Source organism: Deferribacter autotrophicus (genome assembly GCF_008362905.1).
GTDB classification, from domain to species: domain Bacteria; phylum Chrysiogenota; class Deferribacteres; order Deferribacterales; family Deferribacteraceae; genus Deferribacter; species Deferribacter autotrophicus.
This window is the reverse complement of the sequence record NZ_VFJB01000008.1, coordinates 48,750-68,814: the sequence shown is the minus strand read 5'-3', so window position 1 is coordinate 68,814 and position 20,065 is coordinate 48,750. Positions and strand designations below refer to the sequence as shown.

Sequence of the window (20,065 nt, the reverse complement as noted above, 5' to 3'; positions counted from 1 at the left end):
TTTGTGGAGGTTTTTATGAAAAAATTAATTCTTATATTGTTAATGGTTATTTTCAGTATTACTTCAGTTTTTGCTAAAATAAAGATAGGTGCCTTGTTAGCCATATCTGGTCCTGCCTCACATATCGGCAAACCAGCTGAAATCATAATTAAAACACTTACAGAAAATTTTAACAAAAAAAATAATTTAAACGAACAAATAGAACTGGTTATCTATGACACAAAAAGCCAGCCAAAAATTGCTATACAGTTTGCAAAAAAATTAATCAATAAAGATAAAGTGGATGTAATTATAGGACCCAATACTACAGGAAGCGCTCTTGCTATTATCCCTTTTGTCCAGAAAGCTAAAATCCCAACAATGACTCTCGTAGGCGGCACATCAGTAGTTGAACCAGTTAAAAAATATGTTTTCAAATCACCTCAAAAAACATCTACTGCAATCAAGAAAATTAAAGAGTATTTACTAAAACATAATATAACAAGGATTGGTGTAATAGCAGACTCTGGAGGATTTGGTCAGGATGGAATAAAGTCTTTGAAAAAAAATGCAAATGGATTGGAAATTATTGGAATTGAAAAATTTCATAAATCTGATGCAAACATGACATCTCAACTTGCAAAGCTGCTAAAAAAGAAACCTCAAGCAATTTTAGCATGGACTGTAGGTTCAGCTGGAGCAAAAATAGCCAAAAATTTAAGACAGCTTGACAAAGAAGTTTTACTAATCCAATCACACGGTCTGGCAGACTATTATTACATAAAATTAGCTGGCAATTTTGCAGAAAACTCAATTCTCCCAGCTACAAAGTTTATAGTGGCTTCTCAGCTACCTGACTCAGACCCTCAAAAGAAAATTTTAATTGATTTCAATAATCAGTTCGGAAAGTTAATAGAAAATTCTTCTGTTCATTCAGTTTATGCCTATGATGGGTTTAATCTAATAATTGAAGCATTTAAAAAATCAAAAGAAAAAAATATTCCTTTAGTAGATGCTTTGGAATCCATCAAAAATTATGTTGGAGTAACAGGAGTATATAATTTGTCAAACAAAGATCACTGTGGACTTGATGAATCTTCTATGGTAATTATAAAAGTAAAGGATGGTAAGTTTATATTGATAGTATAGGAGGATGTCATGTCCACATTTAAAGCAATGGTCGTATATGAAAAAGGAGAAAAATTTGAAAGGATTATTGAAGAAAAAAATATCTCTGATTTACCAGACAATGAAGTTCTAATTAGAGTAAAATATTCATCTCTCAATTATAAGGATGCTCTTTCTGCCACAGGACACAAAGGCGTTACTAAGAATTATCCTCATACACCAGGGATTGATGCAGCTGGAATAGTTGAAAATTCAAAATCTGACAAGTTTAAAAAAGGTGACGAAGTAATCGTTATAGGTTATGACCTTGGAATGAATACACCAGGTGGTTTTGGCCAATACATCTCCGTTCCTGCTAATTGGGTGGTAAAAAAACCTGATAACCTTACTTTAAAACAAGCAATGATTTTTGGTACAGCTGGATTTACTGCAGCAATGTCTGTGGATAAACTTATAAAGTATGGTACAAAAAAAGGAGGCAAAATTCTTGTTACCGGCGCAACAGGAGGTGTGGGATCAATAGCTGTAAGTATTCTTGCTAAAGAGGGATTTTATACCGTTGCAGCCACTGGAAAACTATCAGAAGAAAATTTTCTAAAGACTCTTGGAGCACAAGAGGTTGTTAATAGAGATGATATTATTGATGAAAAAAGGCCTCTACTGAAAGAAACATGGGATGGAGTAGTGGATACTGTTGGTGGTACTATACTTTCATCAGCCATAAAAGCTTTAAAATACGGATGTTCTGCCACATCCTGTGGTCTTGCACAATCTCCAAAACTTGATTTAACAGTTTTCCCTTTCATACTAAGAGGGGTTAATTTGCTTGGTATTGATTCTGTGGAATGTTCGATAGATTTTAAAGAATATATATGGAACAAAATAGCTAAAGAATGGAATATTGAATTTCCAGAAGGATTTTACGAAGAAGTTTCTTTAGAAGGTCTAAACGAAAAAATTGATTTAATTTTGAAGGGTAAAATAAAAGGTAGGATTTTAGTAAACTTAGAAAAATAAAGGCGCGAATACTCGCGCCTTTTTATAATACAATATTTTCTTTATATTCTCCAAATACATTTTTAAGAGACTTTATAATCTCACCAAGAGTAGCATAACATCTTGCACATTCAATTATTTTAGGCATCAAGTTTTCATTAGATTTTGCTGCTTCTTCAAGCTTTTTTAATGCATTTTGCACAGCCAAATTATCCCTTTTCTCTCTAAGAGCTTTTAACTTCCTTTTCTGATTCTCTTCAACAACAGGGTCTATCTTCAAAATATCCTGTGGTGGTTCCTCCTCAATCTGATATTTATTCACACCCACCACAATCTGCTCCCCTTTTTCAATCATAAGCTGATATTCATAAGCACTGTTCTGAATCTCTTTCTGTACATACCCCATTTCAATAGCCCTAATCATACCACCAAGCTCTTCAATCTTATTTATATATTCCTCAGCTTTCCTTTCAATTTCATTTGTCCAGGTTTCTATAAGATATGAACCTGCGAGTGGATCAATAGTATCGGCCACACCACTTTCATGGGCAATAATTTGCTGAGTTCTCAAAGCAATCCTAACCGATTTTTCTGTTGGAAGAGCAAGAGCTTCATCAAAAGAGTTTGTATGAAGTGATTGAGTACCACCCAAAACTGCAGCAAGGGCTTGAATTGCAACCCTCACTATATTGTTTTCTGGTTGCTGTGCTGTAAGAGTACTACCAGCTGTCTGAGTATGAAATCTAAGCATGCATGACCTAGGATTCTTAGCCCCAAACCTTTCTTTCATAATTTTGGCCCAGAGTCTTCTTGCTGCCCTGAACTTTGCAATTTCCTCAAGAAAATTATTGTGACCATTAAAGAAAAATGACAATCTACCAGCAAAATCATCCACATTCAAGCCAGCTTCAATAGCAGCTTTAACATATTCCATACCATCTGCTAAAGTAAAAGCCACTTCTTGCACTGCAGTGGACCCAGCCTCTCTAATATGATAACCGCTAATACTTATTGTATTCCACTTAGGTACATGATCTTTACAGAATGCAAAAATATCAGTAATTATCCTCATCGACTCTTTAGGAGGAAAAATATACGTTCCTCTTGCAATATATTCCTTTAATATATCATTTTGTATTGTTCCGCTTAATTTTGTAGAGGAAACTCCTTGCTTTTCTCCCACCGCAATGTAAAAGGCAAGCAAAATAGCTGCTGTAGCATTAATTGTCATAGATGTGGAAACTTTATCAAGAGGAATACCATTAAATAGAATCTCCATATCTTCTAAAGAATCAATGGCAACCCCTACTCTTCCCACTTCACCTTCTGCCATGGGATCATCAGAATCGTAACCAATTTGTGTAGGTAAATCAAAAGCTACGGATAATCCCATCGTTCCCTGCTGTAACAAGTAGTGATAACGTTTATTTGATTCCTCAGCTGTTGCAAACCCAGCATACTGTCTCATTGTCCAGAATCTACTTCTATACATCGTGGGTTGTACGCCCCGTGTAAAAGGATAAAGTCCCGGATAACCAAGCTGATTATCATAATCCAAATCTTTAATATCTTCAGGAGTGTAAAATGGCTTAATTTCAATGCCACTTGTTGTCTGAAATTTTTCTTTTCTTTCAGGAAATCTTTCAATAGACTTTTTATAAATCTCTTCCCACTTTTTTATCATAACTCCTCCTACAAAAAGAAAAAGCCGCATTAAGCGGCTTTTTCTATTCTACAATAAAGAGCTTATCACCAATTGCAACAGTGCTTTCATTAGGATCTTCACTTGCCTCAACAAAAATTTCTGTAATAACCCCCTTCTTAGGAGATTTAATCTCATTCTCCATCTTCATAGCAACAAGAATCATTACAGTTTCACCCTCTTCTACCTCATCCCCCACATCCTTCAATCGCTTCCAGATATAACCAGGCATCTGAGCTTCTATTACCTGACGGCCTTCTAGTGCTGCAGAAGCCCTCATCTTCATAAATCTCTTCATTTCATCGAGAACTTCAACTTTGTAGTTATCGCCATCAACTATTACTTCAAAATTATTCCCATTTTCACTAATTTCTATAGCATAAGATTTTCCATCAATTATCAGAGAGTATACAACTTCATTTATCTGCGCAAAATCCACATTATACTTCTGGTCATCTATTTCAACTTCATAGAGAAAAGGCTCCTTTTCTTCTAAATCAACTTTAATCTCCTCTTCTCTACCTTCAACAGTAACATAGTAATCTCTTTTAACTGGCATGATATCCTCCTAAGCAAGCCTGTTACAAATATTATAAAGTTTACCAGAGCGTTTCCATGTAGATTCACCAACATCAGGTCTTGTTACTGCACGCTCAGCGGCAATCTTCTCAGATAAAAACTGCTTAATAGCTGCAGCAATCACAGGCACAGTCACATCCTCATTTTCTCTTCTCTTTAAATCTTCCATATCAAATTTATTGTCTATAAAACCTGTATCGTAATTTCCTGACAAAAATGTTTCATTCTTCAGTACTCTGATATGGAACGGTATAGAGGTTTTTATACCTGCAATTTTATATTCAGAAAGTGCCCTTCTCATATTTCTTATTGCATATTCTCTATCTTTTCCAACAGTACAAAGTTTGGCAATCATTGGGTCATAGTATAGTGGCACTTCATAGCCCTGATATGCACCGCTGTCCACTCTCACATTTGGACCACCTGGTTCTTCATAAACTGTGATAAGTCCTGGAGATGGAGCAAAGTTGTTAGTTGGGTCTTCAGCGTAAATACGGCACTCAATAGCATGGCCTCTTCTTTGAATATCTTCCTGCTTGTACATTAATTCCTGTCCAGCAGCAACTCTTATCATCTGATTTACAAGGTCAACACCTGTTATCAATTCAGTAACAGGATGCTCCACTTGAAGCCTAGTATTCATCTCAAGAAAGTAAAAATTCTGGTCTGCGCCAACAATAAATTCCAGTGTTCCAGCGCTATAATAGCCAAGTTTCTTCACGGCCTTCACAGCAACTTCATACATTTTTGCCCTTGTCTCATCAGTTATAAACGGAGATGGTGCTTCTTCAATGACTTTCTGGTGCCTTCTCTGTATTGAACACTCCCTTTCAAATAGATGAAGTGCATTTCCATGCTTATCGCCGATAACCTGAATCTCAACATGGTGAGGCTGAACGATAAACTTCTCTATGTAAACTTCACTGCTGCCAAAAGCATTTAATGCCTCGGACTGGGCTGTTCTGAAGGCTGACTCAAGGTCTTCTGGCTTTTCCACGAGCCTCATACCTTTACCACCACCACCATGTACAGCTTTCAACATTATAGGATAGCCAATTTCATCTGCCACCTTTCTAGCTTCTTCTAAATCCTTTACAGGATCTTCCGTCCCAGGTACAACAGGTACACCTGCTTCCATCATAGCCTTTCTTGCACCTGTTTTACTACCCATAAGCTCTATATGCTCTGGAGAAGGCCCTATAAAGATTATTCCAGAATCAGCACAAGCTCTAGCAAAGTCAGCATTCTCTGCATAAAAACCGTACCCCGGATGAATTGCAGCTCCAGTTTTTTTGGCTATATCTATGATTCTATCCATTTTAAGGTAACTTGTATCTGCAGGACTATCAGTAATGCAGTATGCCTCATCGGCATATCTCACATGGGGAGCTTTTCTGTCAGCATGAGTATAAATCGCTACAGTTTCTATCCCCATTTTCCTACATGTCCTAAATACTCTGATTGCTATCTCACCTCTATTTGCAACTAATACTTTTTTTATCTCAGGCATAATCTTCCTCCATACAACTATTAAAGTGGGATATTACCATGTTTTTTAGGCGGATTTGTCTGTCTCTTATTGGCAAGCAATTCGAAAGCCTGTATTAGTTTTGGACGTGTTTGCTCTGGGATAATAACCTCATCAATAAATCCAAGTTCAGCAGCTCTATATGGATTAGCAAAAGTCTCTCTGTATTCGGCAACAAGACGTTTCTTCATTGCATCTGGGTCATCCGACTTAGCAACCTCTTTTGCAAAAAGAATCTGAACGGCACCTTCTGGCCCCATAACTGCAATTTCAGCAGTAGGGTAAGCAAAGTTGATATCACCGCGCACATGTTTAGAGCTTAAAACGTCATATGCACCACCATACGCCTTTCTGGTTATTACAGTTACTTTAGGTACAGTTGCTTCACAGTAAGCATACAGTAGTTTTGCCCCGTGTTTAATAATACCGCCGTATTCCTGCGCAGTCCCTGGCATAAATCCTGGAACATCAACAAAAGTAAGAAGAGGAATATTAAAAGCATCACAAAATCTAACAAATCTCGCACCTTTAATCGAGGAATCTATATCAAGAGCTCCCGCAAGAACTGCAGGCTGGTTTGCAACAATACCAATGGTTTTACCATTCAATCTAGCAAAACCAACGATTAAGTTTTTCGCATAATGCTCATGTATTTCAAAGAAATTGCCATCATCAACAATTTTTAAAATCACATCATGCATATCATATGGTTTATTTGGGTCAGTAGGTACAACATCGTTGAGTGATTTTTCAATCCTGTTAGGGTCATCCTTGCATGGAATTACTGGAGGATCTTCCATATTGTTGGATGGGAGATAACTTAAAAGCTCTCTAATTTTAAGCAGACACTCATCATCATTTTCCGCAGCAAAGTGAGCAACGCCACTCTTCGTATTATGAGTCATAGCACCACCAAGCTCTTCCTTTGTAACCACTTCATTGGTAACAGTCTTTACAACTTCTGGCCCTGTGATAAACATGTAACTTGTTTCTTTAACCATGAAAATAAAGTCAGTCAGTGCAGGAGAATATACTGCACCACCTGCACAAGGTCCCATAATGGCACTAATTTGAGGAATAACACCAGATGCCAATGTATTTCTTAAAAATATGTCTGCATAACCTGCAAGAGAAAGAACACCCTCCTGTATCCTAGCACCACCGGAGTCATTCAAACCGATTACAGGTGCACCAACCTCCATTGCAAGATCCATTATCTTACATATCTTTTTAGCAAACATCTCTGATAATGAACCACCAAAAACAGTAAAATCCTGAGAAAAAACAAATACTGTTCTGCCATTAACCTTACCATAACCGGTTACAACACCATCACCAAGTATTTTGTTTTTTTCCATACCAAAATAGTTACATCTGTGAACTACAAACTTATCAAGCTCTACAAATGTCCCCTTATCAAGCAATTTGTCAATTCGTTCGCGAGCTGTTAATTTCCCCTTTTCATGCTGCTTTTCAATTCTAGCAGGTCCACCACCCAATTCTGCCTGGCGATTTAATTCTTGAAGCTGTTTGATTTTATCTTCCATAAAACTCCCCCTGAGTTTTTTGTTGTAATAATAAAACATAATTTTTATTTTTAGTCAATATAAATTTATTAACAATGGTGCGTTAAAAATTCACAGTTATTACTTAACTATTTATCGTTTTATAATAAAAATCAATTTCTTTATTAGGGATATTTACAGGAACATTATTTTACAGATAATAAACTGCATAGAGTATTCTTAAGGTTTTTAAAAGCTAATTTGATATTCCATTCTTGATGCTTTCTATTACCACAATAATTTGAAATACTTCTTATCTGATAACTATTAATATTATATTTCGCACACACAAGGCCAAATGCAGCACCTTCCATTGATTCAATAGATGCACCAGTTTTATTTTTATATAGTTTGGCCAGTTGATCAGTGGAAGAAAGCAACGATACTGTATTAGCATCTACATGCTTTAAACCATCTACTGTTTTAAATACTGTTTTATTATCCTCACATATTGCAAATCCTATTTCATTTAACATTTTTAAATAATTATCTTCTATCAACCCTTCATCCACAAAGAAGTCGTTTTCCACTGTAACCACATCACCTACATTTAATCCACTTTCTCTATATGCTCCAGCTATTCCTATAAGATAAGCTTCCTCCACATCATGATGATTACAAAAATAATGTGTAGCAGAAATTGATACATTAACTTTCCCAATGCCAGTTACAACAATAGTTATATCATTATATTTTGCATAGTAATAGAAGTTATTGTATTCTAATGATAAATTCGGAAATAATTTTTCATACTCTTTTTTTGTTGGTATAAAAATTACTTTTGACATTTGTAAAAATAAAGTTTCGGAAATCTTTTTTTAGGATAATCCAAATCAAATATTAGCTCACAATCATCAACATTTTTATCTGTGACAAAATAATATTTTTGAAAACTATTCACTGCAGCAGAATAGACCCTTTTTTTACTTATCCTTTCGTAATTAAACATTAATTGTATTGGATTAATTCTGGTATCTACTACTAAAGGCAAATCTTCTTTCAATCTTGTTACCACTTTTTTTGCAGCATCTTTATAGTTATAATAATTTTTCACTTTATAGAACTCATAAACGTGTGTAAAAATTGTAAAAATGAATAAATTTAAAAATAAAATGAGAAAACTAACTGACTTCGTAGCTCTTGCAAAAAATAAAAACAATAACCATCCTACAGAAATTATTAATATCTGAAAATAAAAACCATAATATATTAAAATACAAACTGAAATCACCAGTAAAGAACTAAATACATAAGTTATAATCTTCTTATAATTTGAATTGTATCTTAAATCATTAGATAAAAAATATGAAATAACAATCGCAAAAAATGGTACTGCCGGCATGAAGTATCTTCCTCTACCTCCAGGCAATATAGCCATAATTAAAAAGGAAACTAAAAAAATAACCAAAGAAGAATTAAATAACTCATCTTTAACTCTAAAAGAAAACTTTTTATAAAACATCAACAAAATACTCCATGGAAAAAGAGCTAAGAAAATCCTAAAAGAAAACATAAAAAAATGAGCAATTATTTTTCCAACCCCACCTTTTACACGGTCAACTGCTTGAGAGGAAAAACCTGACAAAAGATTATTAATATCTCCACTAAAATAATACATGCTAAGCCATGCTATAGGTAGTATTAATGATAATATGAAATGTAATAACAAAAACTTAAAATAACTATAAAATTCATTTCTTTTATACAAAAATAAATAGATAATAATACCTGGATAAAAGAACAAAGGTGATACCCCTTTTGTAATTATACCCAACCCCATAAAAATAGATGATACAAAAATAAACTTAAAATTCTTTGGGGATCTAATATAAAAGAAAAAAGCTAACAACGTAAATAAAGTCAACAGTAAATCAGGCTCGGATTTATTACCATAAGAATAAAGCATTAAATAATTAGTCATTGCTATAATCGATGCCATTACAGCAATTTCTTTATTCCTAATAAAAATTAATAGAGAAAGTCCAATTAATAAAAGAGCTAATACAGACGGAAATCTAGCATCAAAATTTGATACATATTTTTCTTTGTAACCTAAAATCGCTATTAACCAATTTTGTAGGGGAGGTTTTTTTATATAAGGTTTTGAATAAACCGTTGGAACAACATAATTTCCACTTAGGAGCATCTCTTGAGCAATAATAGCTCTTCTAGGCTCTTCATGAATTAAAGGTTTTTTTTCAATGTATATCAGTAAATTAAACAAAATTACTATTGCAGTAAAGAAAAAGATAAAATATTTTTTCACTAAAACTCTTCCTTGTAATAATCTGGATAAGTATCAAGTATATTTTTTGAAGCAAGATATAAATAAACTTCATCAAGATAATTTAAGAGCTTTTCTTTATCTTCACTTAAAACACCTTTTAAAATAAACATATTTGAAACATGATTTGAACGAAAAATTATCCCGTTACCATTAATATTTTCAATCATCATTCGAGCTTCTTTTATCAAATGCTTTATCATCGGTTTTTCAATCTTTTCAAAGTAGTTCTTTTTTCTGCGAATAAAAAGAGTAAGCATACCAAGATATTTTGGATTCACATCACTTATCCATTTTGCAGTATCCAAAGCATGAGGTTCACTCAACTTGATTCCCCCACCGCCAAGAATAACCATAATTGAAAAAGCAAATCCTATTTCTTGTAGTTTCAACACCTTTGGCTTTATCTCCTCTGCATCCATCCCTTTATTCATTATCTTCAAAACTTCATTATTAGCACTTTCAAGACCAAAATAAAGCAGATTCAATTTCCTTTTTAAAATCTGGGTCCATTCATCTATTCCTTTAGCTAAAATTGCCTGTGGTCCTGCGTAAGAGCTAATCCTCTCAAGATTTGGAAAGTTAGCATTTATATAATCAAGAATTTCAATTAATCCATCAGTAGGATAAATCACTGCATCCCCATCTGCAAGAAAAATTCTCCTAACAGAGTTTCTCACATAATCTGGTATTGTGTCCACCTCTTTTTTGAAATCTTCAAAACTCTTTAGCTTGAACTTTTTGGTAACATACATTCCACAAAAAGAACACTGATTATAAGAACATCCTTCTGTAATTTGAAATATCAACGAATTAGCTTCACTAGGAGGTCTATACAAAGGGTAGCTATATTCTGGTAAGAAATCTAAACTACTCAGCAGCATACCCTAGACCTTCTAAAATTTCTTTTGTGGCATTATATTTGTTCAATGTATAAAAATGAAGACCTCTAACATTATTCTCAATAAGCTCTTTACATTGTAAAACAGCATATTCTACACCGATTTTATACATATCATCTGGAGTTCTACCCTCAAGCTTCTTTACTAGTTCATCAGGGACTGTTGCACCACACATCTCAACAAATCGCTGAACTTGTGAAAGATTTACTACAGGCATAATACCTGGAATTATTGGAACATCTATCCCCACTTGTACTGCTCTATTTAAAAACTCAAAATAATAATTATTATCAAAAAACAATTGAGTTATTACAAAGTCAGCACCACTATCCACTTTTAATTTAAGATATTCTATATCCTTTTCAAGACTTTCAGATTCCAAATGACCTTCTGGATATCCTGCCACACCAATGGAAAATCCATTTTTTTCACGTATATATTTAACTAACTCGTATGCATAGTTAAAATCTTTTTTAATATCTTCTACAGGAAAATCTTTAGGAATATCACCCCTTAAAGCTAAAATATTTTCAACACCCTCTGCTTTCAATATTTCAAGAATTACATCAATATCACTTTTAGATGACGCTATACATGTCAAATGCATCATAACATTTAAATTATAATCTTTTAGAATTCTAATGGTCCAGTCTACTGTTTTATCTTTTGTACTACCACCAGCACCATAAGTTACAGAGACAAAATCAGGATTATAATTTTTTAAAATATCTATAGTATCAAACAATATCTTTTCATTTTCTACCTTTTTAGGCGGAAAAAATTCAAATGATAAAGTCATTTTTTTACTTTCCAATATCTCAGATATCTTCAACCCTAACCTCCTGCTAATTGAATAACCGCTTTTATACTTATTATATCATTTGACTTCAACTATTTTTTATGAAATATTTAATTATGCTGGAAAAAATTTACAAATCAATTTTTAAACTTTTTATCCTTTATTTAGTTGTTTTAAATTTTCTTTGCTTTATTACTACATTTAATCCAAAAGCACTAATCAATCCTTTTTTTATAAAAAATCGGACTATCAGTGTTTACCTTCTACTAAAACATATAATTTTCGAATCAGGAATACCTGTAAAAATAAGAGATATGGAAAAAATTAATAAAACTGTAAATCAAGTCGCTGAAAAATATAGTGTTGATCCAAAACTCATCCATGCAATAATCAAGGTAGAGTCAAAATACAATCCATTTGCTATATCAAGAACAGGTGCTATGGGATTAATGCAGATTATGCCGATTACGTTTTTTGAAATGGGCTTTAAAGACCCGTTTAATATCGAAGAAAACATCGAAGCAGGTACAAAATACTTAAAAATACAATTAGGTTATTTTAAAAAATTAGAATTAGCACTTTCAGCCTATAATGCAGGTCCCGGTGCAATAACAAACAACAAAATCCCGGAAATTTTTGAAACAAAACATTACTTAAAAAAAATATTAATTGAATACACCAGTTTAAAATCCAAAGAAACTCATTAACTCTTTTTTGTCCATACTAAAAAGGGTATTTTCTGCATTCTTTTTATTTAATGCGTATTCACACATTTCAGACAATTCTTTTTCATTTAAAATTGAGTCAACCTTTTCTTTAAACATCCCCCTATACTTATTCAAAATATCCACCATGTTTGGAAAAATCTTTTTCAAAGCATAATATTTATCAACATTTTTATGCTCTAACATTTCAATATAGTTTGGCAAAAGGATAAAATTTGCCATACCGTGATGTATACTCTTATGATTTGTCAGGTAATATCCAAGAGCATGAAGCAAAGTTGTGCCTGTATGTAAAATAACAATTCCTGCAAGAGTGGAAGCATAAAGGAAATTTTTTAGTGAACTATCATCCAGCTTCTCTTTTTCTAAATTTTCAAGGATAATTTTTATAGACTGGGTAGCTACCATATCACTGAAAGGGTTAGCCCTTTTTGATAAATAACCTTCAAAAGCATGAGTGAAAGCATCAAATATGGTTGCATATAGGGTATTTTCATTAAGAAAGTTTAAGTATTCATGATTTAAAATGGCAAATTTTGGAAAGCACTCTTCTTTTGCAAAATTGATTTTATCTTTTTTCTCATAATCAGTTATAATGGCATAATGATTCACTTCAGAACCTGTCCCACACGTTGTAGGTATGGCAACTATAGGAATAGTCGGATTAGGAAGTCCATTCACACTTAGAAGTTCATAAAATCCCTTATTGTTTGTAGCAAAAGCGGAAATTGCCTTTGCTGCGTCAAGGCTACTACCACCACCAAAGGCTACAATCAAATCACATTTATTCTGTCTAACAAACTTCCCTCCTTTTATAACCGTATTAATAGAAGGGTTTTCTTCCACTTCATCAAAGATAAAAAGTGATTCTTTTACTGTATCTTTCAATAAATCAACAAATCCAGTTTTGTAAGCAGCGTTTTTACCACAAATTAGAGCAATATTTTTATATTTATTTAATATCTTTTCCAATTCATCTTTAAAATTATCACTCAAAATAACTTTTACTGGAGAATAAAAACTAAAATTCTTCATAGCTTACCTCATCTCTTAATCATCGAGCCTCTCGACTGAATTTTAAATTTTATAAATTTATATCAGAGCCGCAAAATCTGACAATCTCAAAAATTACTGGCGTCACCCCAAAATTTACAAAATAACATTTTCTAATACAGAGGAAAATATTTTTCGGGTTTAGGTTTCCAAAAAATCGCCATGGATGGCGATTTTTGAGAAACCTGCCTCGCAAGTGGCACCGGACGTGCCACGAGAATGAGAAAAATATTTTCCTCTGTATTTAGTGTGTAACATACTAATAATACTCATAAAATTACTGCTCTTTTACAAAAAATGGGGTGACACCAGCAAAAATTACACATAAAAGCATGATTAACTCCAGTCAAGCAGTCTTTTTTCACCTTCAATCTTTTTAATATCGGCAATATCCTGACTCACCTCTATCAAACCTTTATAATCCCCATTTTCATCCCTTATGGCAAAATACTGAATTAGTACATACTTATCACCCATTTTTATCCAGAATTTCGCCATATCCCTTTCTCCATTTTTAAATGCAGAAATAATCTCATTAACCACATGCACACTGTCGTGAGGATGGCAATTTTGAACTTTTCTACCAATCACAGATTTCGTCCTTACAAAAATTCTATCTTTTGGCGATGAAAAATATTTTATCGTATCATTTTCATCCACAAAAGTAATATCAACCGGCAGATGATCAAAAATAAGCTTTATCTGTTTAGCTGTGAGAACCCCTGTTCCCAAATTAACAACACCGCCACCAAAATCATCAGATTCACAGGATTCAGTCAAGTTGCCATTTTCAATTTTCACAAAAGGAAAACCTATTTCCAGAGCCTCATTCAAACATTCATCAAACAATCTATCAGGGATATACATTGCAGCAACAGGATATAAAATTTTATTTTCTCTAAAAATCAAAGTAAACATATCAAAATAAAGCTTACCTATCAATTTGTTGAACGTCTCAATATCAAATGACTCTTTCGATAACAACTTATTTAACTCTTTGAAATATCCTCTCACATCATCATGAATTGCCCACATAATTTGCAAGCATCTGTATTCTGAAAAGTTTTTTTCAATGATAGGAAAAAGAATATTCTCCTTGATAACATAATGTTTTTCAAAATTTACCAATTCCTGTAAAACTTCTTTCATCTGCTTTTTTATTTCATCATCCTGAGGATTCTCATTTAATCTCTTCACTATCTCTTTTGCGTTTTTCAACCTTTTTTCAAGCTCCTCATTATCTTTTTCAAGGTAATATAAAATAGACATTGGCGAATATTCAGGTTTTTTAAAAGAAACCAAAGGTTCGTAAATAATGTTCAAAACTTTACTAACGGCAGATTTAATATCCTCCATATCATAACCATCTTTTACCACTTTATCAAAAGCCACCACCGTATCCAATGGAGTAACAGTTTTCAGGATATCTTTATACCTTTCGTAATATTCTTTTTTCCCACCTTCATTTATCAAATCCAGAGTATATCGATATATCGACTCCACTCTCTCGTTATGTTTGCCGTTAAACTCAGACATTAATAAACCTCCAACCCATCAAAATATAAATTTTCCATCTTTATAGATCAATGTACCATCAAGATAAACTTCGCTGCCATTATCCATCCTTTTTATCAAATCCCAGTGAAGTCCGGATTTATTCTTGCCACCTGCTTCAGGATAGGAAGACCCCACTGCAAGATGCATAGTCTTTCCTATTTTCTCGTCAAAAAGTATATTTTTAGTCGGTTTATCAATATTATCATTCAATCCAAAAGCTATTTCTCCCACAAATCTCGCACCTTCATCGGTATCCAGCATTTTATTCAAAAATTCTTCACCTTTTTCAGCAGTAGCTTTCACAACTTTGCCTTTCTCAAAATAAAGAGTCACATTTTTTACTTCTACCCCCATAAAAGAAGTTGGTACATCGAAAAACATTACTCCTTCAGCACTGTCCTCTACAGGACTTGTAAAAACCTCACCATCAGGCATATTATGAGATCCATTACAATTGATCCACTTTCTCCCTTCAACTTTTAAAATAAGCTCAGTATTTTTGCCCAAAATTTTCAACTCTTTACCACCTGTAAGCAGTTCAACAACCTTATCCTGAAATTTGCTAACCTCTTCCCAAACTTTTACAGGATTCTCTTCATTCAATTTGCATGCACCAAATACAAAGTCTCTATACTCATCAAAAGACATTTCAGCATCCTGTGCCATTGAATAAGTAGGATAAGGTGCCAATACCCATTTAAATTCACCTTTAGCTTCTCTTTCAAACATAATATCTTTTAAAATCCTGGTTGCTTTTCTATTGATAGCTACCTTTGTCGAATCCACATTGGTTAATTGCTTTGTATTTGTTTCACTATCAATGGCAATCAATCCATTAATGGTTTTTGCAGCTGTCATACTAACTTCTGGTATAAATTCCAATTGCTCTTTCTGGGCATATTTATAAAAATAATACATCTGCTCAGGAAAACTCATTTTCACAATAGGATAAGCACCTATCTTTAACAAATATACATAACAAACTTTTATTAACGGCTCGGCACATATCTCCCCTCTGATCTCCACCACATCACCTTTTTTCACCTTCAAGCTATAATCACAAAGCAATCTTGCCAATTTCTCTTCGTAACTCATCATCTCCTCCTATCTTTGTCTATTTTTTAATACAATTTTTATTAAAATGAGATTCTTCTCCGACTGTAATTGGATCAAAATAACATCTTACAGTAGTCATTCTAAGTTCGCCACCAGTCGGACAAAGAATCTCATTTTCAAACCAAAATCGCATAATTTCTTTCTAACTTATTTTATTTATTGAAATTTTCAATTATTTTTTTTATTATAAATAAAAGTAAGATCATTTACTGGGAGGGGATTATGTACTCAATTATTTTGGCAGGGGGAAGTGGTTCAAGGTTGTGGCCTTTATCAAGAAGAAAATTTCCAAAGCAATTTCTCAAACTAACTGACGATGAAACACTCTTGCAGAAAACTGTAAAAAGAAATTTATTTTTCAGCGAAAAAGAGGATATAGTAATCGTTACAAATCAAGACCATTCATTTTTTGTCAAAAGTCAGGTTCAGACAAAGCTCGGAGAAAAAGTAAATGTCCTAGATGAACCAGTAGGGAAAAATACGGCTCCGGCAATAGCACTTGGCATCAAATATATCCAAGAAAAACTTCATGGTAAACTCAATGACCCTGTATTTATTTCACCATCTGACCATATTATAAGCCCTGCATCAGAATTTGCTGATTATGTAAAAACTGCAGAAAAGTTTGCAAAAAATGGTTACATAGTCACCTTTGGTGTTGTCCCCACAAAACCTGAAACTGGTTATGGATATATTAACAAAGGGGAAAAAATTGACGAAAACTGCTATAAAGTAAAACAGTTTGTTGAAAAACCGGATTTAGAAACAGCTAAAAAGTATCTTGAATCAGGAAATTACTTATGGAATTCTGGTATGTTTATGTTTTCTATAGAAACATTTATCGAAGAAATAGAAAAATATGAGCCTAAAATTTATGATATTTTTACAAGCAGCTTTGAAGATATGATAGAAAATTTTCATAAAATGCCTGAGATATCTATAGATTATGCAATAATGGAAAAATCTAATAAAGTGGTTGTTATACCAATAAATATAACATGGTCTGATATAGGTTCATGGGATAGTGTATATGAAGTAATGCCTAAAGATGAAAACAAAAATGTTATTCAGGGAAATGTGGTATCAAAAAACAGTAAAAATAGCCTTATAATTGGATCCAAAAGGCTACTTTGCACCGTAGGTGTGGAAGACCTGATAATTGCTGATACTGATGATGCTATACTTATTGCAAAAAAAGGGTATTCTCAGCAGGTAAAAGATATTGTAGAACTACTTCGTAAAGAGGAAAGGGAAGAAGCAGAAGTTCATAAAACCGTTTACAGACCTTGGGGTAGTTACACAGTCCTTGATGAAGGAGTAAATTACAAAGTCAAAAAAATTGTAGTAAACCCAGGCCAGAAACTGAGCTTACAGCTTCATTATCATAGAGCTGAACACTGGATAGGGCTAAAAGGAACAGCTAAAGTGCAGATTGGAGATGAATTCATTTATTTACATGAAAATGAAAAAGCTTACATACCAAAAGCCACAAAACACCGTATTGAAAATCCAGGGAAAATTCATTTTGAGATGATTGAAGTGCAAATTGGTGAATACGTGGGTGAAGATGATATTGTTAGATTTGAAGATATTTACGGTAGGGTAAAATGAAGATAAAAAATATAGGTTTTGTTTCCACAAGAATAGCTGGCACAGATGGAGTATCTCTTGAAATTGAAAAATGGGCAAGTATTCTTGAACGAAATGGATTTAACTGTTTCTATTTTGCAGGAGAGCTCGATAGGGAACCTGAAAAATCATATCTGTGTCCTATAGCACATTTTAACCATCCAGAAATTGAAGAACTCAACGAAAAGTTTTTTGGTGTAAGAGTAAGAGATCACGAGACATCACTTAAAGTCTCTGAAATCAAAGAATATTTGAAAATACAGCTTTATGATTTTGTTAAAAGATTTGATATTGATCTCTTAATACCTGAAAACGCTTTAACCATACCTATGAACATTCCACTAGGGCTTGCTCTAACAGAGTTTATAGCAGAAACTTGTTTTCCCACCATTGCCCACCATCACGATTTTTACTGGGAGCGAACCCGCTTTTTAATAAACTCAGTCAAAGATTATCTTGATAGAGCTTTCCCTCCCGACCTAAAATCAATTCAGCATGTGGTAATTAATTCTTTAGCATCAGAACAATTAAGTCTGAGAAAAGGTATATCAAATGTTGTAATACCAAATGTTTTCGATTTTTCAAATTCAGCGAAAAAAATAAATGATAAAATATGCCATCAGATTAGGGAACTTGCTGGACTTGAAAATGATGATTTATTTGTGCTCCAGCCCACAAGAATCGTACCGCGAAAATGGATTGAGAGAGCTGTAGAAATAGTTCACCTTATGAAATTGAAAAATCCAAAGCTTGTTATTTCTCACGCCAAGGGTGATGAAGGGGATGTTTATTACGTTAGAGTAAAAAACTATGCAAAGATTTTAGGTGTTGAAATAGTTGGGTTGGATGAACATATTGGAACTGAAAGATGTGTTAAAAACGGTAAATCAATCTTTACAATTAAAGATGCTTATCAATGCTGTGATATTGTGACATACCCATCAGGTTATGAAGGGTTTGGAAATGCATTCCTTGAAACAATCTACTTTAAAAAACCTATTATTGTAAACAGGTATTCAATTTTTATCACAGATATTGAGCCTTATGGATTTGATGTTTTTAAGTTTGATGGATTTGTAACAGAAGATTTCATTGAAGAGGTTTTAGAAACTTTAAATAATAAAGATAAGCTTCATGAAATGGTTGAAAAAAACTATGAAGTAGCAAAAAAATACTTTTCTTTTGACGTGTTAGAAAAAAAATTATTGCGTTTAATTGAAAATATTGAGGAGCAGTGTTTATAAATGAAATATAACGTGGCAATTTTGCACTATTCTGCACCACCTGTAATAGGCGGTGTTGAAGAGGTAATAAAACAACAAGCTTTTCTTTTTCGCAGAAATCTAATAAGCGTAAAAATAGTAGCTGGAAAAGGTGAACAATTTGATAAACTTATCCCTGTTGAAACTAATCCTTTATTGGCTTCTGATTCAGAGGAAATTGCCAAATCTGTAGAATCAGCATTAAAAGGCAATATGGAATATTTATTTAAATTAAAAGAAAATATTAAAAATTACCTGATAAATTCTGTGAAAGATTTTGACTTTCTCGTTGTTCATAACATTCTCAACATGAAATACAATCTTCCCGCAGCCATGGCAATCCATGAAATTGCTAATGAAAAAATTACTAAAGTTATCAGTTGGTGTCATGATTCATTATATTTTTATGATAACTATAACCCAATCTTTGATAAAGAACCCTTTAATATTTTAAAAAAATACAACGAAAATATAACCTATGTCGCAATATCAAAAAGTAGGCAAAAACTGTTTGCGTCCCTCTTTAATATTTCAGAAAATAAAATACATGTAATTAAAAATGGAGTTGACCCAGTTAAATTTTTTATGCTTGATACAAATACTGTAAAAATTATAAAGCAAGAAGATTTATATAACTGTGATCTTCTCCTTGTTCAACCTTCAAGATTACATCCAAGAAAAAATATTGAGCTAACTATAAAAGTTATAAAAGCACTTATTGAAAAAGGGGTAAATGCAAAAGCATTAATAACTGGAGCTTTTGATCCCCATGAAAAATCAACCATTGAATATTATGACAAACTTTGCAACTTAATAAAAGATTTAAAAGTTGAAAATAATGCAATCTTACTTGCTAAATACATTCTCCCGTCAGGAGAAGCTATTCAAAGTAACAAGATAAAAATAAAAGACATATATCATCTTGCTGATATACTCTTTCTCCCAAGCACTCAGGAAGGGTTTGGAATACCTTTACTTGAAGCAGGTATGCTGAAAATACCTGTAGTTTGCTCAAATATTCCACCATTTAAAGAAATTGCAGGTGAATATGTTACATTTTTCGATTTAAATGAGGATATAAATAGTATTGCCGACAAAATTATTAAAGTCTCAAAAACATATAAAACAAGTTTGTTTTTCAGAAAAGTATTAAAAGAATACAGCCTTGATAATATTTTTAAAGAAAAAATTAATCCTCTTCTCACTTCTTTACTTTAGTTTTCTATGAAAAAACCTTCTAAGCAAGTCTTAAAATAGCGTG

General features: G+C 33.0%; 18 protein-coding genes. 6 read left to right on the top strand and 12 right to left on the bottom strand.

The features are described 5' to 3' along the window. Positions 1 to 15: 15 nt before the first annotated feature. Both FHQ18_RS09870 and FHQ18_RS09865 read left to right on the top strand, forming a co-directional pair. Positions 16 to 1,128 carry an ABC transporter substrate-binding protein gene (locus tag FHQ18_RS09870; RefSeq protein ID WP_149267013.1) on the top strand — a complete coding sequence of 371 codons (1,113 nt, stop codon included), beginning with the start codon at positions 16 to 18 and terminating at the stop codon, positions 1,126 to 1,128. Between the two features lie 9 nt (positions 1,129 to 1,137). Then, entirely contained in the window at positions 1,138 to 2,124 is a 987-nt protein-coding gene (locus FHQ18_RS09865) for a YhdH/YhfP family quinone oxidoreductase (RefSeq protein WP_149267012.1), read from the top strand. Positions 2,125 to 2,146: 22 nt separating this feature from the next. Here the strand turns inward: FHQ18_RS09865 and FHQ18_RS09860 are convergent, their stop codons facing one another. From FHQ18_RS09860 to metF, 8 genes are all read right to left on the bottom strand, one after another. Further along, a complete protein-coding gene (locus FHQ18_RS09860; RefSeq protein WP_223144613.1) occupies positions 2,147 to 3,787 on the bottom strand; it encodes an acyl-CoA mutase large subunit family protein in 1,641 nt (546 codons plus the stop codon). 43 nt (positions 3,788 to 3,830) lie between these two features. Continuing rightward, entirely contained in the window at positions 3,831 to 4,364 is a 534-nt protein-coding gene (locus FHQ18_RS09855) for a biotin/lipoyl-containing protein (RefSeq protein ID WP_149267010.1), read from the bottom strand. Positions 4,365 to 4,373: 9 nt separating this feature from the next. Continuing rightward, a complete protein-coding gene (gene accC / locus FHQ18_RS09850) occupies positions 4,374 to 5,894 on the bottom strand; it encodes an acetyl-CoA carboxylase biotin carboxylase subunit (protein WP_149267009.1) in 1,521 nt (506 codons plus the stop codon). 20 nt (positions 5,895 to 5,914) lie between these two features. After that, on the bottom strand, positions 5,915 to 7,459 hold the full coding sequence (locus FHQ18_RS09845; protein ID WP_149267008.1) for an acyl-CoA carboxylase subunit beta: 1,545 nt from the start codon (positions 7,457 to 7,459) through the stop codon (positions 5,915 to 5,917). Between the two features lie 164 nt (positions 7,460 to 7,623). Continuing rightward, complete coding sequence (locus tag FHQ18_RS09840) at positions 7,624 to 8,265, bottom strand: phosphorylase family protein (protein WP_149267007.1); 642 nt, start codon at positions 8,263 to 8,265, stop codon at positions 7,624 to 7,626. Continuing rightward, the gene (locus FHQ18_RS09835) at positions 8,253 to 9,743 is read right to left on the bottom strand and encodes an ArnT family glycosyltransferase (protein WP_149267006.1); all 1,491 of its coding nucleotides are present in this window, start codon (positions 9,741 to 9,743) and stop codon (positions 8,253 to 8,255) included. The genes FHQ18_RS09840 and FHQ18_RS09835 overlap by 13 nt, the downstream gene beginning before the upstream one ends. Further along, on the bottom strand, positions 9,743 to 10,645 hold the full coding sequence (locus tag FHQ18_RS09830; protein ID WP_149267005.1) for a radical SAM protein: 903 nt from the start codon (positions 10,643 to 10,645) through the stop codon (positions 9,743 to 9,745). Before FHQ18_RS09830 ends, FHQ18_RS09835 begins: the two co-directional genes overlap by 1 nt. Next, positions 10,632 to 11,495 (bottom strand): methylenetetrahydrofolate reductase [NAD(P)H], encoded by an 864-nt coding sequence (gene metF / locus FHQ18_RS09825; protein ID WP_149267004.1) that lies wholly within the window; start codon positions 11,493 to 11,495, stop codon positions 10,632 to 10,634. The genes FHQ18_RS09830 and metF overlap by 14 nt, the downstream gene beginning before the upstream one ends. Before the next feature lie 83 nt (positions 11,496 to 11,578). On the opposite strand from metF, the gene FHQ18_RS09820 reads away from it, so the two are divergent. Further along, positions 11,579 to 12,169 (top strand): lytic transglycosylase domain-containing protein, encoded by a 591-nt coding sequence (locus FHQ18_RS09820; protein ID WP_149267003.1) that lies wholly within the window; start codon positions 11,579 to 11,581, stop codon positions 12,167 to 12,169. Here the strand turns inward: FHQ18_RS09820 and FHQ18_RS09815 are convergent. The 4 genes from FHQ18_RS09815 to FHQ18_RS12875 form a co-directional block, all read right to left on the bottom strand. After that, positions 12,146 to 13,222, bottom strand: coding sequence for an iron-containing alcohol dehydrogenase family protein (locus FHQ18_RS09815; RefSeq protein WP_149267002.1), 1,077 nt, complete (start codon positions 13,220 to 13,222; stop codon positions 12,146 to 12,148). The genes FHQ18_RS09820 and FHQ18_RS09815 overlap by 24 nt on opposite strands. 354 nt (positions 13,223 to 13,576) lie before the next feature. Beyond that, a complete protein-coding gene (locus FHQ18_RS12725; RefSeq protein ID WP_149267001.1) occupies positions 13,577 to 14,776 on the bottom strand; it encodes a DUF438 domain-containing protein in 1,200 nt (399 codons plus the stop codon). A gap of 18 nt (positions 14,777 to 14,794) precedes the next feature. Beyond that, positions 14,795 to 15,892, bottom strand: coding sequence for an aminopeptidase (locus FHQ18_RS09805; RefSeq protein ID WP_149267000.1), 1,098 nt, complete (start codon positions 15,890 to 15,892; stop codon positions 14,795 to 14,797). Between the two features lie 19 nt (positions 15,893 to 15,911). Beyond that, positions 15,912 to 16,046, bottom strand: a complete 135-nt coding sequence (locus tag FHQ18_RS12875) for a hypothetical protein (RefSeq protein ID WP_281285457.1) — start codon at positions 16,044 to 16,046, stop codon at positions 15,912 to 15,914. 89 nt (positions 16,047 to 16,135) lie between these two features. On the opposite strand from FHQ18_RS12875, the gene FHQ18_RS09800 reads away from it, so the two are divergent. From FHQ18_RS09800 to FHQ18_RS09790, 3 genes are read left to right on the top strand one after another with little or no spacing between them, the layout of a single operon-like run. Further along, positions 16,136 to 17,524 carry a mannose-1-phosphate guanylyltransferase/mannose-6-phosphate isomerase gene (locus FHQ18_RS09800; protein WP_149266999.1) on the top strand — a complete coding sequence of 463 codons (1,389 nt, stop codon included), beginning with the start codon at positions 16,136 to 16,138 and terminating at the stop codon, positions 17,522 to 17,524. Next, on the top strand, positions 17,521 to 18,786 hold the full coding sequence (locus FHQ18_RS09795; protein WP_149266998.1) for a glycosyltransferase family 4 protein: 1,266 nt from the start codon (positions 17,521 to 17,523) through the stop codon (positions 18,784 to 18,786). The genes FHQ18_RS09800 and FHQ18_RS09795 overlap by 4 nt, the downstream gene beginning before the upstream one ends. Beyond that, positions 18,787 to 20,022 (top strand): glycosyltransferase, encoded by a 1,236-nt coding sequence (locus FHQ18_RS09790; RefSeq protein ID WP_149266997.1) that lies wholly within the window; start codon positions 18,787 to 18,789, stop codon positions 20,020 to 20,022. Positions 20,023 to 20,065 lie beyond the last annotated feature (43 nt).

Bases quoted from the DNA above. Each gene is read 5' to 3' on its own strand.
- FHQ18_RS09870 (WP_149267013.1), top strand. From the start codon at position 16: ATGAAAAAATTAATTCTTATATTGTTAATGGTTATTTTCAGTATTACT.
- FHQ18_RS09865 (WP_149267012.1), top strand. From the start codon at position 1,138: ATGTCCACATTTAAAGCAATGGTCGTATATGAAAAAGGAGAAAAATTT.
- FHQ18_RS09860 (WP_223144613.1), bottom strand. From the start codon at position 3,787: ATGATAAAAAAGTGGGAAGAGATTTATAAAAAGTCTATTGAAAGATTT.
- FHQ18_RS09855 (WP_149267010.1), bottom strand. From the start codon at position 4,364: ATGCCAGTTAAAAGAGATTACTATGTTACTGTTGAAGGTAGAGAAGAG.
- accC (WP_149267009.1), bottom strand. From the start codon at position 5,894: ATGCCTGAGATAAAAAAAGTATTAGTTGCAAATAGAGGTGAGATAGCA.
- FHQ18_RS09845 (WP_149267008.1), bottom strand. From the start codon at position 7,459: ATGGAAGATAAAATCAAACAGCTTCAAGAATTAAATCGCCAGGCAGAA.
- FHQ18_RS09840 (WP_149267007.1), bottom strand. From the start codon at position 8,265: ATGTCAAAAGTAATTTTTATACCAACAAAAAAAGAGTATGAAAAATTA.
- FHQ18_RS09830 (WP_149267005.1), bottom strand. From the start codon at position 10,645: ATGCTGCTGAGTAGTTTAGATTTCTTACCAGAATATAGCTACCCTTTG.
- FHQ18_RS09820 (WP_149267003.1), top strand. From the start codon at position 11,579: ATGCTGGAAAAAATTTACAAATCAATTTTTAAACTTTTTATCCTTTAT.
- FHQ18_RS09815 (WP_149267002.1), bottom strand. From the start codon at position 13,222: ATGAAGAATTTTAGTTTTTATTCTCCAGTAAAAGTTATTTTGAGTGAT.
- FHQ18_RS12725 (WP_149267001.1), bottom strand. From the start codon at position 14,776: ATGTCTGAGTTTAACGGCAAACATAACGAGAGAGTGGAGTCGATATAT.
- FHQ18_RS09805 (WP_149267000.1), bottom strand. From the start codon at position 15,892: ATGAGTTACGAAGAGAAATTGGCAAGATTGCTTTGTGATTATAGCTTG.
- FHQ18_RS12875 (WP_281285457.1), bottom strand. From the start codon at position 16,046: ATGCGATTTTGGTTTGAAAATGAGATTCTTTGTCCGACTGGTGGCGAA.
- FHQ18_RS09800 (WP_149266999.1), top strand. From the start codon at position 16,136: ATGTACTCAATTATTTTGGCAGGGGGAAGTGGTTCAAGGTTGTGGCCT.
- FHQ18_RS09795 (WP_149266998.1), top strand. From the start codon at position 17,521: ATGAAGATAAAAAATATAGGTTTTGTTTCCACAAGAATAGCTGGCACA.
- FHQ18_RS09790 (WP_149266997.1), top strand. From the start codon at position 18,787: ATGAAATATAACGTGGCAATTTTGCACTATTCTGCACCACCTGTAATA.